The organism is Streptomyces sp. NPDC002888 (assembly GCF_042888465.1).
Classification (GTDB): domain Bacteria; phylum Actinomycetota; class Actinomycetes; order Streptomycetales; family Streptomycetaceae; genus Streptomyces.
In genome coordinates, this window is record NZ_JBIAPU010000017.1 from 115,065 (window position 1) to 128,647 (window position 13,583).

Below are 13,583 nucleotides of genomic sequence, written 5' to 3' on the forward strand. Positions count from 1 at the left end.
GGCGAGGGCGGCAACGTCCGACGGCGCGACCGCCACGGAGGGTTCCCAGCCGGTTACGCAGGGCACGATCTTCTACCGGGTCCCGGTTCCGGCGCCGGCCCGGTGACGCGCGCCGCGAAGTGCCGGGAGTGCCGGTTTCGTACGGCAGACTTGGGCGCGAAGACCGATGCGAAGGATGGGTATGCCGATCACACCTGCCACCGCGACGCACAGCTCGTCGAGCGGCACCGAGGACGCGATTTTGCTGGAACTCGTCGACGAGAACGGTGTGACGATCGGCACCGCTGAGAAGCTCGCGGCGCACCAGCCACCCGGACAACTGCACCGCGCCTTCTCCGTGTTCCTCTTCGACGAGCGGGGCCGACTGCTGCTCCAGCAGCGGGCGGTCGGCAAGTACCACTCCCCCGGTGTCTGGTCCAACACCTGCTGCGGCCACCCCTACCCCGGCGAGGCGCCCTTCGCGGCGGCGGCGCGGCGGACGCACGAGGAGCTCGGGGTCTCCCCGTCGCTGCTCGCCGAGGCGGGCACGGTCCGCTACAACCACCCGGACCCGGACTCCGGCCTGGTGGAGCAGGAGTACAACCACCTGTTCGTCGGCCTGGTGCAGTCCCCGCTGCGGCCGGATGCGGACGAGGTCGGCGCGACGGCCTTCGTGACGCCGGCCGAGCTGGCCGAACGGCATGCGAAGGACACGTTCTCGGCGTGGTTCATGACCGTGCTGGACGCGGCGCGCCCGGCGGTCCGGGAGCTGACGGGGCCGTCGGCGGGCTGGTGACCGCGGGCGGCCGCCCCCAGGCCGGCGGCCGCCCGATCCGGAGGCGGCCGGGCCGGGAAGGCGCCCGGGCCGGGGAGGCGCCCGGGCCGGGGAGGCGCCCGGGCCGGGGAGGCGACTGATCCAGGGAGGCGACTGATCCAGGGAGGCGACTGATCCAGGGAGGCGGCTGATCCGGACAGACGGCCCAGACGGGTGGGCGGCCAGGACGAGGGCGGTCAGGACGGGTGGGCGGGTTTGAGGGGTAGGGCGGCCCAGATCACCTTGCCGCCGCTCGCCGTGTGCTCGACGTCGCACACCCCGCCCGCCTCATGGGTGATCTCGCGCACCAGGAGCAGCCCGCGGCCACCGGTGCGGCCGTGGTCGGCCTCCAGGGCGGTCGGGCGGTAGGGGTGGTTGTCCTCGACGGACACCCGCACCCACTCCGCGCCGACGGCGACCTCCACGGCGAGCATCGGCGACAGCAGCGCCGCGTGCCGGACGGCGTTCGTCACCAGCTCCGAGACGATCAGCAGGAGCCCCTGGGCCAGGTCGTCCGAGACCGGCACCCCTTGGCGGTACAGCAGGTCCCGCACGGCGTGTCGCGCCTGCGGGACCGAGGCGTCCAGGGCGGGGGCGGTGAAACGCCAGACGCCTTCGTACGGCAGCGGCTGCGGCGGCCCGTGGTTCTCCATCGTCCGGTCGCCACCCTTGCGCTCGATTGTCACCACACGACGAGTGTTGGTACCGCGCGCCCGCACTCCCGAGAACTGAACAGAAGTCAGCGAATATCGAGCGTTTCTGACCACTGGCGTATGACACGGTCAGTTGTGGGACCACTCCTGTCCTGGCCACGCCGAGCTTGCGAACTCTTCGGGTTGTACGTCACCGGCCTTGGGGCAGCCGGTCGGCGACCATGCCGACGATGCGCCGGCCGCCGAAGCCGGTGGCGATCAGACCGAGCCCGTCGAAGAGCAGCGCGAGGGAGAAGAAGCAGCCGATGACGTACTTGCTGCTGCTCGGCCAGTTCGCCAGCACCAGGATGCCCAGCAACAGGTCGAAGGCACCCAGGACGAGGGTCCAGCCGAACTGAGGGCCGCGCACCACGAGGCTGCCGACCACCCGGAAGAGGCCGGCGCTCAGGAACAGCAGGGCGGCGAACATGGTGAGGGCGGCGGCGGCCTCGTCGGGCGAGCGGATGATCACACACCCGCGGCGATGTTCAGGGCCGCGACGACGGCCCCGAGCCAGAAGAAGTTGCTGCCACGCGCCTGGACCGCGTGCAGCAGGCCGACGACGCCGCCGATCAGCAGCAGCCAGCCGAACAGGATCATCGAGGTGAGGGTGGCGACGCCGGTGTAGAGCAGTCCGACGAGTCCCGCGATCACCAGGAGCACACCGAGTGCGCCGATCCAGCTGAAGTCGCGCCGGAGCTTCTCCGTGTCGCCCCTGCGGCGGGTGGCCGTGACCATGACCGCCTCCTCGCGCCTCTCTTGCGTTTGATCCCCTTTTACTCTCTTCTGTCCATCGTGCCGTACCTCACCTCGGACTTCTTGATCGCGTGTGCGAGCCGACGGATAGCATCCGGCTCATGGACCCGCAGCTGTTGCACAGCGTCACCGACTCGGTCGCCACCGTCGTCGTCCACCATCCGGCCAAGCGCAACGCCATGACGGCCGCGATGTGGCGGGCGCTGCCCCCGCTGCTGGAGACCCTGGCCGCGGACCCGGACGTACGGGCGCTCGTGCTGACCGGTGCGGGCGACACCTTCTGCGCGGGAGCCGACATCTCCACCCTTCAGGGCTCGCCCGAGGAGGCGCAGCGGCTGGCGGTGCTCGCCGAGGAGGCCCTCGCCGCCTTCCCCAAGCCCACGCTGGCGGCGATACGGGGGCACTGCGTGGGCGGCGGCTCGCAGCTCGCGGCGGCCTGCGATCTGCGGTTCGCCGAGGAGGGCGCGCTGTTCGGGGTGACCCCGGCGAAGCTCGGGATCGTCTACCCGGCGTCCTCCACACGGCGGTTGGCGTCGCTGGTGGGGCCGGCCACCACCAAGTACCTGCTGTTCTCGGGCGAGTTGATCGACGCGGAGCGGGCGTTGCGGACCGGGTTGGTCGACGAGGTGCTGCCCGCCGGTGAACTCGCCGAACGAGTAGCGGAGTTCACACGGATCCTGGTGAGCCGCTCGCAGCTGACGCAGGGCGCGGCGAAGGAGTTCGCCGACGGGCGCACCGACCGGGACGCGTACTGGGGCGCGCAGGCACGCGGCAGCGGCGACACCGAGGAGGGCGTCGCCGCGTTCCTTCAGCGCAGGCAGCCCCGCTTCACCTGGAACGTGCCTACGTCAGGCTGAACCGGCTGCTGCTGCGGAACTCCTCGACGAGGTGCGCGGGCGCCTTGTCCGGGGAGCCGGCGTCGTAGGGCGGCTGCGGGTCGTACTCGGTGAGCAGCTGCACCGCCTGGGCGTGTTCGTCGCCGGCGATCCTGCCGAGCAGGGTGAGGCCCATGTCGATGCCCGAGGAGACACCGGCGGCGGTGACGTACTTGCCGTCGAGGACGACCCGCTCCCCCGTCGACTCGGCGCCGAAGCCTGCCAGGTGGTCCAGGGCCAGCCAGTGGGAGGTGGCGCGACGGCCCTTCAGGAGACCGGCGGCGGCCAGGAGCAGGGAGCCGGTGCACACGGACGTCGTCCAGGTGCTGGTGGCGTCGGCGGTGCGCAGCCACTCCAGCAGGGCCTCGTTCTCCATCTGCGGCATCTGGCCGGGACCGCCCGGCACTACCACGATGTCGGGGCTCGGCACCTCCGCCAGGGTCTTGTCGGCGGTGATCGCGAGTGCGCCCGTGTCGGTGCGCACGGGCCCGGTCTCCTCGGCGACGAAGACGGTCTCCGCGCCCGGGAGGCGACCGAGGGTCTCGTAGGGGCCGACGGCGTCCAGGGCGGTGAACCGGTCGAACAGGACGATGGCTATCTGCATGGATGGTCTCCTCGGGGGTGGGTTCAGTGGGTGGGTTCAGTGGGTGGATGCGGGGCGGAAGCGGCGGCGGTATTCGGCCGGGGAGGCTTCGAGGGTTCTGACGAAGGCGCGGCGCATGGCCTCCGGGGTGCCGTAGCCGCTGGTGCGGGAGATCTCCTCGACGCCGTCGGCCGTGTCCTCCAGGAGGCGGCGGGCGTGTTCGAGGCGGACGCGGTCGACGTAGCGGCCGGGAGTCATGCCGGTGTCGGCGTGGAAGGCGCGGGCGAAGTGGCGGGGCGAGAGGCGGGCGCGGGCGGCGAGCGCCTCGACGGTCAGGTCGGCGGCCGGGGGCTCGGTGATCCACTGCTGGACCTCGCGCAGCGGCTCGCGCCGGGCGGTCTGGGCGGCGAGCTGGGCGCTGAACTGGGCCTGGTTGCCGGGCCTGCGCAGGAAGACCACCAGATGGCGGGCGACGTCGAGCGCGGCGTCCCGGTTCAGGTCCTCCTCGACGAGGGCGAGCGCGAGGTCGATGCCGGAGGTGACGCCGGCCGAGGTGAAAACGTGTCCGTCGCGTACGTAGATGGGGTCGGGATCGACCTCGACGGCCGGATGGTCACGGGCGAGCTTGTCGCAGTACGCCCAGTGCGTCGTCGCGCGGCGCCCGTCCAGCAGACCCGCCTCGGCGAGCAGGACCGCCCCGGTGCACACGGAGACGAGCCGCTCGGCGCGCGGGGCGTGCGCGCGCAGCCAGTCGGTCAGGCGCGGGTCGGCACGGCGGGTGCCCTGGCCGCCGGGGACGAGAAGGGTGTGCGGGGCGGCGGCGTTCGTGAGGGCCTCGTCCGGTACGAGGGTCAGGCCACTGGAGGTGCGCACCGGAGCGCCGTCCAGGGAGGCCGTGCGGATGCGGTACGTGCCCGGGGTGACCTTCTCGGCGCCCGCGAAGACCTCCACGGGGCCGGTGACATCGAGGCTCTGGACGTCGTCGAAGAGGACGACGAGAACGGTGCGCTGCGCCATACGACCGATTCTTGACGGGCCGGAGCATGGCCGCAATGACGCCTTTCCCACCTTTCCTGCCATGCGAGGCCCTGCGGAGGGGGCGGCGGCCCGGGGCATGATCGACCGCAGGGGGGTACCCGGGTGTCGTCCGGCCGCGACGGCCGGCAGAGCAAGCGAATCGAAGCGAGGAAAGGGGAACTTCGTGTTCCGTGCGATCGCAGACGTGTTGCGCCAGATCGGTGGGGCGATAGCCACAGTGGTGACGCTCCCGTTCCGCGCCCTGGCCAGGCTGTTCGGCGGCGCTTCGTCCTCCGCCCACCGCGGCAGGGCCTGAAACGCCGTGCGCCCGCCCTGATCCCCGACTGTCGGCGCCGCCTGCCACAATTGCCGCGCAACCTCAGTGGAGAAGGCGGTACGGGATCGTGACGACACCCGGGTCCATCGGGTCCATCAACGTAGGGTCCATCGAAGGCAGGATCGCCGAGGAGCTCGGCGTACGGGAGCGGCAGGTGAAGGCCGCCGTGGAACTGCTCGACGGCGGTTCCACGGTGCCCTTCATCGCCCGCTACCGCAAGGAAGCGACCGAGATGCTCGACGACGCGCAGCTGCGCACGCTCGAGGAGCGGCTGCGCTACCTGCGGGAGCTTGAGGAGCGTCGGACGGCGATCCTGGAGTCGGTGCGCGAGCAGGGCAAGCTCACGGAGGAGCTGGAAGCGCAGATCCGGGGTGCCGAGACCAAAGCGCGCCTGGAGGACATCTACCTGCCCTACAAGCCCAAGCGGCGCACCAAGGCGCAGATCGCGCGCGAGGCGGGGCTCGAGCCGCTGGCCGAGGGGCTGCTCGCCGACCCGAACGTGGAGCCCCTCGCCGCGGCCGCCGCATTCGTCGACGCCGACAAGGGCGTGGCCGATCCGCAGGCCGCCCTCGACGGCGCCCGCGCGATCCTCACCGAGCGGTTCTCGGAGGACGCCGACCTGATCGGCGAGGTGCGCGAGCGCATGTGGGTGCGCGGGCGGCTGGCGGCCAAGGTACGGGAGGGCAAGGAGGAGGCGGGCGCCAAGTTCGCCGACTACTTCGACTTCGCGGAGCCGTTCACCGAGCTGCCCTCGCACCGTATCCTGGCGATGCTGCGCGGCGAGAAGGAGGATGTCCTCGACCTCGTCCTGGAGCCGGAGGAGCCCTCCGAGCAGCCCGGGCCTTCGTCCTACGAGGGGATCGTCGCGTCGAGGTTCCAGATCGCCGACCGCGGGCGCCCGGGCGACAAGTGGCTGACGGACACGGTGCGCTGGGCCTGGCGCACCCGCATCCTCGTCCATCTCGGTATCGACCTGCGGCTGCGGCTGCGTACGGCCGCCGAGGACGAGGCCGTGAATGTCTTCGCCGCGAATCTCCGTGACCTGCTGCTCGCCGCCCCGGCCGGCACGCGCGCGACGCTGGGCCTGGACCCGGGCTTTCGTACGGGCGTGAAGGTCGCCGTGGTCGACGCGACCGGCAAGGTGGTCGCCACGGACGTGATCTACCCGCACGTCCCGGCCAACAAGTGGGACGAGGCGATCGCCAAGCTGGCGCGGCTCGCCAAGGAGCACGCGGTCGACCTGATCGCGATCGGCAACGGCACGGCGTCCCGCGAGACCGACAAGCTCGCCGGTGAACTCATCACCAAGCACCCGGAGTTGAAGCTCACGAAGGTGATGGTGTCCGAGGCCGGCGCGTCCGTGTACTCGGCCTCAGCCTTCGCCTCGCAGGAACTGCCCGACATGGACGTGTCGCTGCGCGGCGCGGTGTCGATCGCGCGTCGCCTCCAGGACCCGCTGGCCGAGCTGGTGAAGATCGACCCGAAGTCGATCGGTGTCGGCCAGTACCAGCACGACCTGTCCGAGGTGAAGCTGTCGCGCTCGCTGGACGCGGTGGTGGAGGACTGTGTGAACGGTGTCGGAGTCGACGTCAACACGGCGTCGGCCCCGTTGCTCTCCCGGGTCTCCGGCATCACTTCCGGGCTCGCCGAGAACATCGTGGCGCACCGCGACGAGAACGGCCCGTTCACCTCCCGCTCCCAGCTGAAGAAGGTGGCGCGGCTCGGTCCGAAGGCGTACGAGCAGTGCGCGGGCTTCCTCCGGATCCGTGAGGGCGACGACCCGCTGGACTCCTCCAGCGTGCACCCCGAGGCGTACCCGGTGGTGCGCCGGATGGTGAGGACGACGGGCCAGGAGGTGGCCTCGCTCATCGGCAACACGTCGGTGCTGCGCTCGCTGAAGCCGACCGAGTTCGTGGACGAGACGTTCGGTCTGCCGACGGTGACCGACATCCTCAAGGAGCTGGAGAAGCCCGGGCGCGACCCGAGGCCCGCCTTCAAGACGGCCACCTTCATGGAGGGCGTGGAGAAGATCTCCGACCTGTCGTCCGGGATGGTCCTGGAGGGCGTCGTGACGAACGTGGCGGCCTTCGGCGCGTTCGTCGACGTCGGTGTCCACCAGGACGGTCTGGTGCACGTCTCCGCGATGTCGAAGACGTTCGTGAAGGACCCGCGGGACGTGGTGAAGCCCGGTGACATCGTCAAGGTGAAGGTCCTCGACATCGACATCCCGCGCAAGCGGATCTCGCTGACGCTGCGGCTGGACGACGAGGCGGCTCCGCAGGGCCAGGGCCAGTCCTCCGGCGGCCGGCCGCAGCGTGGCGGACGTCCGCCGCAGCAGCGCCAGGGCCGGGGTGGTGGCGGCGGCGGTTCGCGCCAGGCTCCCCCGCCGGCCAACGACGCGATGGCCGATGCGCTGCGCCGGGCGGGCCTGGTCGACCCGAAGAAGGGGCGGCGCTGACGGCTCCGCCAGGGAGGCCGTGGGGAACTGCGGGCCGGTTGTGGCTGGTCGCGCAGTTCCCCGCGCCCCTTTGGAGCGGGTTCGAAATCCTCGGCCGGGCGGTCGGGGCGGCTGGACGGCCGACGGGGTGGAACTGCCGGAGGTCGAGGGCGCCCTCGACTGCGACCTGACCGTACGGCCGTCTCGGCAGACCTGCACCCGTCCCGGCCGCACCGGTGGCGGCGGGACCGGTCGTCGAGTACCCGCAGCCGGCCCGGCGCCTGACGTCCCGTCAGCGCTCGGTCACCTTGCCGTCCGCCACCTCCAGGCGACGGGTGACGTGGACCGCGTCCAGCATGCGGCGGTCGTGGGTGACCAGGAGGAGCGTGCCCTCGTAGGCGTCGAGGGCCGACTCCAGTTGCTCGATGGCCGGCAGGTCGAGGTGGTTGGTCGGCTCGTCGAGGACGAGGAGGTTGACGCCCCGGCCCTGGAGCAGTGCCAGGGCCGCGCGGGTGCGCTCGCCCGGTGAGAGCGTCGCCGCCGGGCGCAGCACGTGGTCCGCCTTGAGGCCGAACTTGGCGAGCAGGGTGCGTACCTCGGCGGGTTCCGTGTCCGGGACGGCGGCGCCGAAGGCGTCCAGCAGGGCCTCCGGGCCGTGGAAGAGCTTGCGGGCCTGGTCGACCTCGCCGACCAGCACGCCCGACCCCAGGGCCGCGTGTCCGGCGTCCAGGGGGACCCGGCCGAGCAGCGCGCCGAGCAGAGTCGACTTGCCCGCGCCGTTGGCCCCGGTCACGGCGACCCGGTCCGCCCAGTCGATCTGCAGGGAGACCGGGCCGAGCACGAAGCCGCCGCGCCGCACCTCGGCGTCCCGCAGGGTGGCCACGACCGCCCCGGAGCGCGGAGCGGCCGCGATCTCCATGCGCAGCTCCCACTCCTTGCGCGGCTCCTCCACCACCTCGAGGCGTTCGATCATGCGCTGCGTCTGCCGGGCCTTCGCCGCCTGCTTCTCACTCGCCTCGCTGCGGAACTTGCGGCCGATCTTGTCGTTGTCGTTGCCCGCCTTGCGCCGCGCGTTCTTCACGCCCTTGTCCATCCAGGCGCGCTGCGTCTGGGCGCGGTCCTGGAGGGCGGCCTTCTTGTCGGCGTACTCCTCGAAGTCGTCGCGGGCGTGCCGGCGGGCCACGTCCCGCTCCTCCAGATAGGCCTCGTAGCCGCCGCCGTAGAGGTTGATCTGCCGTTGGGCGAGGTCGAGTTCGAGGACCTTGGTGACCGTGCGGGTGAGGAACTCGCGGTCGTGGCTGACGACGACGGTGCCGGCGCGCAGGCCGCTCACGAAGCGTTCGAGGCGCTCCAGGCCGTCGAGGTCCAGGTCGTTGGTCGGCTCGTCGAGCAGGAAGACGTCGTAGCGGGAGAGCAGCAGGGAGGCGAGCCCGGCGCGGGCCGCCTGACCGCCGGACAGGGAGGTCATCGGCTGGTCGAGGTCCACGCCCAGACCGAGCGAGTCGGCGACCTCCGCCGCCCGCTCGTCGAGGTCGGCCCCGCCGAGGCCGAGCCAGCGCTCCAGGCTCGTCGCGTACGCGTCGTCGGCGCCCGGCGCCCCGTCCACGAGGGCCTGCGTGGCCTCGTCCATCACCCGCTGCGCCTCGGCGACACCGGTACGGCGCGCGAGGAACTCCCGCACGCTCTCCCCCGGCCGCCGCTCCGGCTCCTGCGGCAGATGCCCCACGGTCGCCGTCGGCGGGGACAGCCTGAGCTCCCCCTCCTCCGGCGCGGTGAGCCCGGCGAGCAGCTTCAGCAGGGTGGACTTGCCCGCCCCGTTGGCACCGACCAGCCCGATCACGTCCCCCGGCGCGACGACGAGGTCGAGCCCGGAGAACAGGGAGCGGTCACCGTGCCCGGCGGCGAGATTCTTGGCGACGAGGGTGGCAGTCATCAGGGGGTCGATCCTAATGGCCGTACGGGATCGTCCGCGCCCGGGTTCTCAGCGGGCCATCGCCTCCACCAGCACGCTCCCCGTCGTCCGTGCCACGACGAAGGACTCGCCCTTCACCGCCTTCGGGTCCAGAGGTATGCCGTGGTGGCCCGGTTCGAGGACGGCGTCGAAGAGGTCGTGGGTGTGGGTGCGGGAGAGGCGGTCGAGGCGGTAGGTGGTGATGCGGACGCGGCAGGAGGAGGTGACCTCGATTCCGGCGGTGCCGTCGGCGGCGACGAGGCCGACGAGGCGGCGCTGTTCGGGGGGACGGCGGTCGAGGGCGTTCTCGATCTGGGCGACCAGGAGGGGGACGATGGGGGCGAGGCCGTCGACGTAGGACACGTCGGCTCCGGCGCGGGCGAAGGAGTGGCGTACGGCAGCGCGTTCCTCTTCGCCGACGGCGCGGCCGAAGGCGACGGCGCCGTAGGCGCGCAGTTCGTCGGCGGTGACGTCGTTCGTGTCGTGGGCGATGTCGGCGCCGATGCCGATGGTGCGCAGCGCCGCCGCCAGTTTGGCGAGAACGGCGACCCGGGCCCCGATCAGCAGCACGCGGCGGCGGTCGGTGGTGGGCGCGGTGTCGTCGAGGAGGGCGCCGAGGGCCGCGCGGTACTCGTCGCCGTGGAAGAGGAAGGGGCCGAGGCCGTGGTAGCCGTTGAGGTCCAGGTCGGCGTGCTCGTCGGTCTGCCAGGCGAAGTCCCGCCAGGCGTAGTCGTCGCCGCGGCGCTCGATGAGCGCGGTGACCGCTCCGCAGCCCAGGTCCTCGCACTCGGGACAGCCGTAGACGACGTAACGGCCGCCGGGCAGCGGCGGGTCGGCCTCCAGGAGGAGGGCGCGGACCTGCGCGGTGAAGATCGCGGGTGGCACGTCGGAGGCGAGCGGGGAGACTGCGTCCAGGTCGGAGAGCCGGAACAGCAGCGGGCGCCCGTCGACGATGAAGTCCAGGAAGTCCCGGTGGACCTGGACGGCACCGTCCGCGAGAACTCCACCGGCACGCATCGCCGGTGCCAGGCCGAAGGTCGCGTACTCGGCAGACATGGTGTGAGTATCCCCAGGAAGGGGACGAGATGAGCACATCATGACGTATTCCGCTAACGTCCCGGTGTGGCGAGCGAACAGAGTGGCGACGTGGTGGTCGTCGGCGGCGGCGTCATCGGCCTGACGACGGCCGTCGTGCTGGCGGAGCGCGGCCTGCGGGTGCGGGTGTGGGCGCGGGACCCGGTGGAGCGGACCACCTCGGCGGTCGCGGGTGCGCTGTGGTGGCCATACCACATCGCGCCGGTGGCCTCGGCGCGGCCGTGGGCGCTGCGATCCCTCGACGTGTACGAGGAGTTGGCGGTCCGTCCGGACGAGACCGGTGTACGCATGGTCGAAGGGGTACTGGGCGAGACGGAGCTGGACGACGTCGTCGAGTGGGCGGCCGCCCGGCTGCCCGGGGTGCGGGCGTCGTCGGCGGACGAGTACACGGGGTCGGGGGTGTGGGCTCGGCTGCCGCTGATCGACATGGCGGCCCATCTGCGGTGGCTGCGTGAGCGGTTGCTGCGGGCCGGCGGCACGGTCGAGGAGCGTACGGTCGCCGGGCTCGCCGCGGTCGAGGCGCCCGTCGTGGTCAACTGCACCGGGCTGGGCGCCCGAGAGCTCGTGCCGGACGCGTCCGTGCGGCCGGTGCGGGGGCAGTTGGTCGTCGTGGCGAACCCCGGGATCCGTACGTGGCTCGTTTCCACCGCTCCGGACGGCGAGCTGGCGTATCTCTTCCCGCAGCCCGGGCGGCTGCTGCTCGGCGGCACCGCGGACGACGACGTCTGGTCGCTGGAGCCGGACCCGGAGGTGGCCGAGGCGATCGTGCGGCGGTGCGCGGTGCTGCGGCCGGAGATCGCCGGGGCGCGGGTCCTGGAGCACCGGGTGGGGCTGCGGCCCGCCCGGCCGGCGGTCCGGCTGGAGCGCGAAGTGCTGCCGGACGGGCGGGTGTTGGTGCACAACTACGGTCATGGCGGGGCAGGGGTGACGGTGGCCTGGGGGTGCGCGGAGGAGTCGGCCGCGCTGGCCGCCCCCTCCTGAGTCACCGGCTCCCTACCGGCCCGGGACGCGGTCGGCGCCCAGCGGTGCCCGTACGCCGTCCAGGACCGTGGCCTCGTCGGTCGCCGTCCGTGCTCCGGCCGTGGCCCGGGCGAAGGCGTCGGCGCCACCGACGAGCGGGACCTCGGCGGAGGTGCGGGACAGGTCGAGGGTGAGGGTCGGGGTGGTGGACGGGGGGTCGATGAGGTCCTTGTCCGTGCCCGCGACGATCAGCGCGAGGCGGTGGCCCCGGGGAACGACGTGGTCGGTGGCGGCCAGGTCGAGGGTGATGGTGTACGCCCGGCCCGGGGTGAGCGGCTCGCCCTTGAGGTCGGAGGCGTGGTTGCCGAGATCGGCCCAGCCGCGGCTGACGATCGTGTGGTCGACGTCGGCGGTCTTGGCCGCGGTCGCCTTGAAGCAGGCGCTGTCACCGGCCGTGCCGGCGCCCCAGCAGGTGCGGTCGGTGAGGGTGGTGATGCCCTCGGCGGAGTCGGCGTAGTCGCGGATGGTGTCGGGGCCGAGGTCGACGAGGACGGCACTCAGGTGGGCCGTCGAGGTGGTCGGGGTCGCGGTGACGGTGACCGTGGAGGAGCCGGACAGGCGCAGGTCCCGGGTGAGGGGCCCGGTGGTGAAGCCGGCCTTGTCGGGGGTCGGGGTGTCGATCCGGGCGGCCCAGTCGGTCTCACCGAGCTGCGGGTCGTCGGTGAAGGTCTCGGTGCCCCTGGCCCTGATCGGGCCGAGGGTGCCGACGCCCGGCTGGGTGCCCGGGGCCGGGCGCAGGGTGGTGGTGTGCGTGCCGCGGGGCGGCCAGGACTTCGAGGTGACCCACTGGTCGGGGTGGCGTTCGATGTCGGCCACGGGTTCGCGGTCGATGCCGTTGTCGTAGCCGAGGAGTTCGTGGTCGAACCAGCGGTGCAGGGTGTCGACCCAGGTGGCGCGGCGGAAGTCGAAGGGGTCGACGTGGCCGGTCTGGGAGAGCCAGATCTTGCGCTCGACGCCGTTCCCCGCGAGGGCGTCCCACCACTGGCCGAAGTGCTTGGCGCGGACGTTGAGGTCCTGGAGGCCGTGGATCAGGAAGACGCTCGCCTTCACCTTCGAGGCGTCCTTGACGTAGTCGCGTTCGGTCCACAGGCGGGTCCAGTCGCCGGTGCGCGGGGCGCCGTCGACGAGTTTCTGCTGGACGGCGGCGCACTTGGCCTGGGCCTCGGGGCTCTCGACGCGGTGGGACAGCCAGTCGGGGCCGGAGTTGTAGAGCGGGGCGCCCTTGGCGAAGTAGTAGTCGTACCAGGAGGAGATGGCGCTGATCGGGACGATGGTCTTCAGGCCCTTGACCCCGGTGGCGGCGACGCCGTTGGCGATGGTGCCGTCCCAGCTCTTGCCGATCATGCCGGTGCGGCCGTTGGTCCAGGTCGCCTTGACGGGTGTGGTGCCGGTGCGGGTGGTGTACGCCCTGGCGCGGCCGCCCAGCCAGTCGACGACGGCCTTGGCGGACTGGATGTCAGAGCGGCCCCCGACATCGACGCAGCCGTCGGAGCGGTTGGTGCCGGAGAGGTCGACGCCGACGAAGGCGTAGCCGCGGGGCACGAAGTAGTTGTCGTAGAAGAGCGGCGCCTGGACGATGTTGCCGGCGGCGTCGTACGTCTTCTTCTGGCTCTCGTTGCCGCGGCCGCAGCAGGAGTAGTAGGGGCTGGCGTCCATGATGACCGGGATCTTCCGGCCCTGCTGGGCGGGTTCGCGCGGGCGGACGATGTCGGCGGCGACCCGGTCGGTGCTGCCGTCGCCGTCGGCGTCGAGGCCGGTGTCCACCCAGACGGCCTCGCGGACGGCGTTTTCGTAGGAGTAGACCGGCCGGCTCTCCCGGGGACCGGCCTGGGCCGCCGCCGGGGTGAGGAGGGACGCCCCCAGCAGGGTGACGACGAGGGTGGCGAGCGTTCTCCAGGTCGTTGAGCGCGTGCGTTTCGGCATGCGCGGGACGGTACAGGCGGCAACTCCCGTACAGAAGGGGGCAACTGGACGTGTACGGGGGCCTCGCGAAGTGGTGTGCCCATGACGGCCGAATGGCGATCGTG

At 72.1% G+C, this 13,583-nt stretch carries 11 protein-coding genes and 1 pseudogene; 5 read left to right on the forward strand and 7 right to left on the reverse strand.

Annotated elements, in window-relative coordinates; all coding sequences use genetic code 11:
- Positions 1 to 181: 181 nt before the first annotated feature.
- A complete protein-coding gene (gene idi / locus ACFYWX_RS26805) occupies positions 182 to 775 on the forward strand; it encodes an isopentenyl-diphosphate Delta-isomerase (protein ID WP_389426652.1) in 594 nt (197 codons plus the stop codon).
- A gap of 215 nt (positions 776 to 990) precedes the next feature.
- On the opposite strand, the gene ACFYWX_RS26810 is transcribed toward idi, so the two are convergent.
- Positions 991 to 1,482, reverse strand: a complete 492-nt coding sequence (locus ACFYWX_RS26810; RefSeq protein WP_389426653.1) for an ATP-binding protein — start codon at positions 1,480 to 1,482, stop codon at positions 991 to 993.
- A gap of 154 nt (positions 1,483 to 1,636) precedes the next feature.
- Positions 1,637 to 2,223 (reverse strand): annotated as a pseudogene (locus ACFYWX_RS26815) (HdeD family acid-resistance protein).
- A gap of 119 nt (positions 2,224 to 2,342) precedes the next feature.
- On the opposite strand from ACFYWX_RS26815, the gene ACFYWX_RS26820 reads away from it, so the two are divergent.
- Complete coding sequence (locus tag ACFYWX_RS26820; RefSeq protein ID WP_389426654.1) at positions 2,343 to 3,098, forward strand: enoyl-CoA hydratase/isomerase family protein; 756 nt, start codon at positions 2,343 to 2,345, stop codon at positions 3,096 to 3,098.
- Here the strand turns inward: ACFYWX_RS26820 and ACFYWX_RS26825 are convergent.
- Positions 3,085 to 3,720, reverse strand: coding sequence for a DJ-1/PfpI family protein (locus tag ACFYWX_RS26825; RefSeq protein ID WP_389426655.1), 636 nt, complete (start codon positions 3,718 to 3,720; stop codon positions 3,085 to 3,087). The two genes, ACFYWX_RS26820 and ACFYWX_RS26825, sit on opposite strands and share 14 nt — an antisense overlap.
- Positions 3,721 to 3,756: 36 nt before the next feature.
- Complete coding sequence (locus ACFYWX_RS26830) at positions 3,757 to 4,716, reverse strand: GlxA family transcriptional regulator (protein ID WP_389426656.1); 960 nt, start codon at positions 4,714 to 4,716, stop codon at positions 3,757 to 3,759.
- A 184-nt stretch (positions 4,717 to 4,900) separates the two neighbouring features.
- On the opposite strand from ACFYWX_RS26830, the gene ACFYWX_RS26835 reads away from it, so the two are divergent.
- Positions 4,901 to 5,032, forward strand: a complete 132-nt coding sequence (locus ACFYWX_RS26835; protein ID WP_267882529.1) for an LPFR motif small protein — start codon at positions 4,901 to 4,903, stop codon at positions 5,030 to 5,032.
- Between the two features lie 88 nt (positions 5,033 to 5,120).
- On the forward strand, positions 5,121 to 7,511 hold the full coding sequence (locus ACFYWX_RS26840; RefSeq protein WP_389426657.1) for a Tex family protein: 2,391 nt from the start codon (positions 5,121 to 5,123) through the stop codon (positions 7,509 to 7,511).
- Positions 7,512 to 7,782: 271 nt separating this feature from the next.
- Here the strand turns inward: ACFYWX_RS26840 and ACFYWX_RS26845 are convergent, their stop codons facing one another.
- Both ACFYWX_RS26845 and ACFYWX_RS26850 read right to left on the reverse strand, forming a co-directional pair.
- Entirely contained in the window at positions 7,783 to 9,423 is a 1,641-nt protein-coding gene (locus ACFYWX_RS26845; protein ID WP_389426658.1) for an ABC-F family ATP-binding cassette domain-containing protein, read from the reverse strand.
- A 48-nt stretch (positions 9,424 to 9,471) separates the two neighbouring features.
- A complete protein-coding gene (locus ACFYWX_RS26850) occupies positions 9,472 to 10,497 on the reverse strand; it encodes an oxidoreductase (protein WP_389426659.1) in 1,026 nt (341 codons plus the stop codon).
- Between the two features lie 66 nt (positions 10,498 to 10,563).
- Here ACFYWX_RS26850 and ACFYWX_RS26855 point away from each other — a divergent pair, with 66 nt between their 5' ends.
- Positions 10,564 to 11,517, forward strand: a complete 954-nt coding sequence (locus ACFYWX_RS26855; protein ID WP_389426660.1) for an FAD-dependent oxidoreductase — start codon at positions 10,564 to 10,566, stop codon at positions 11,515 to 11,517.
- A gap of 12 nt (positions 11,518 to 11,529) precedes the next feature.
- On the opposite strand, the gene ACFYWX_RS26860 is transcribed toward ACFYWX_RS26855, so the two are convergent.
- Positions 11,530 to 13,479, reverse strand: coding sequence for a Xaa-Pro dipeptidyl-peptidase (locus ACFYWX_RS26860; RefSeq protein ID WP_389426661.1), 1,950 nt, complete (start codon positions 13,477 to 13,479; stop codon positions 11,530 to 11,532).
- Positions 13,480 to 13,583: the final 104 nt, after the last annotated feature.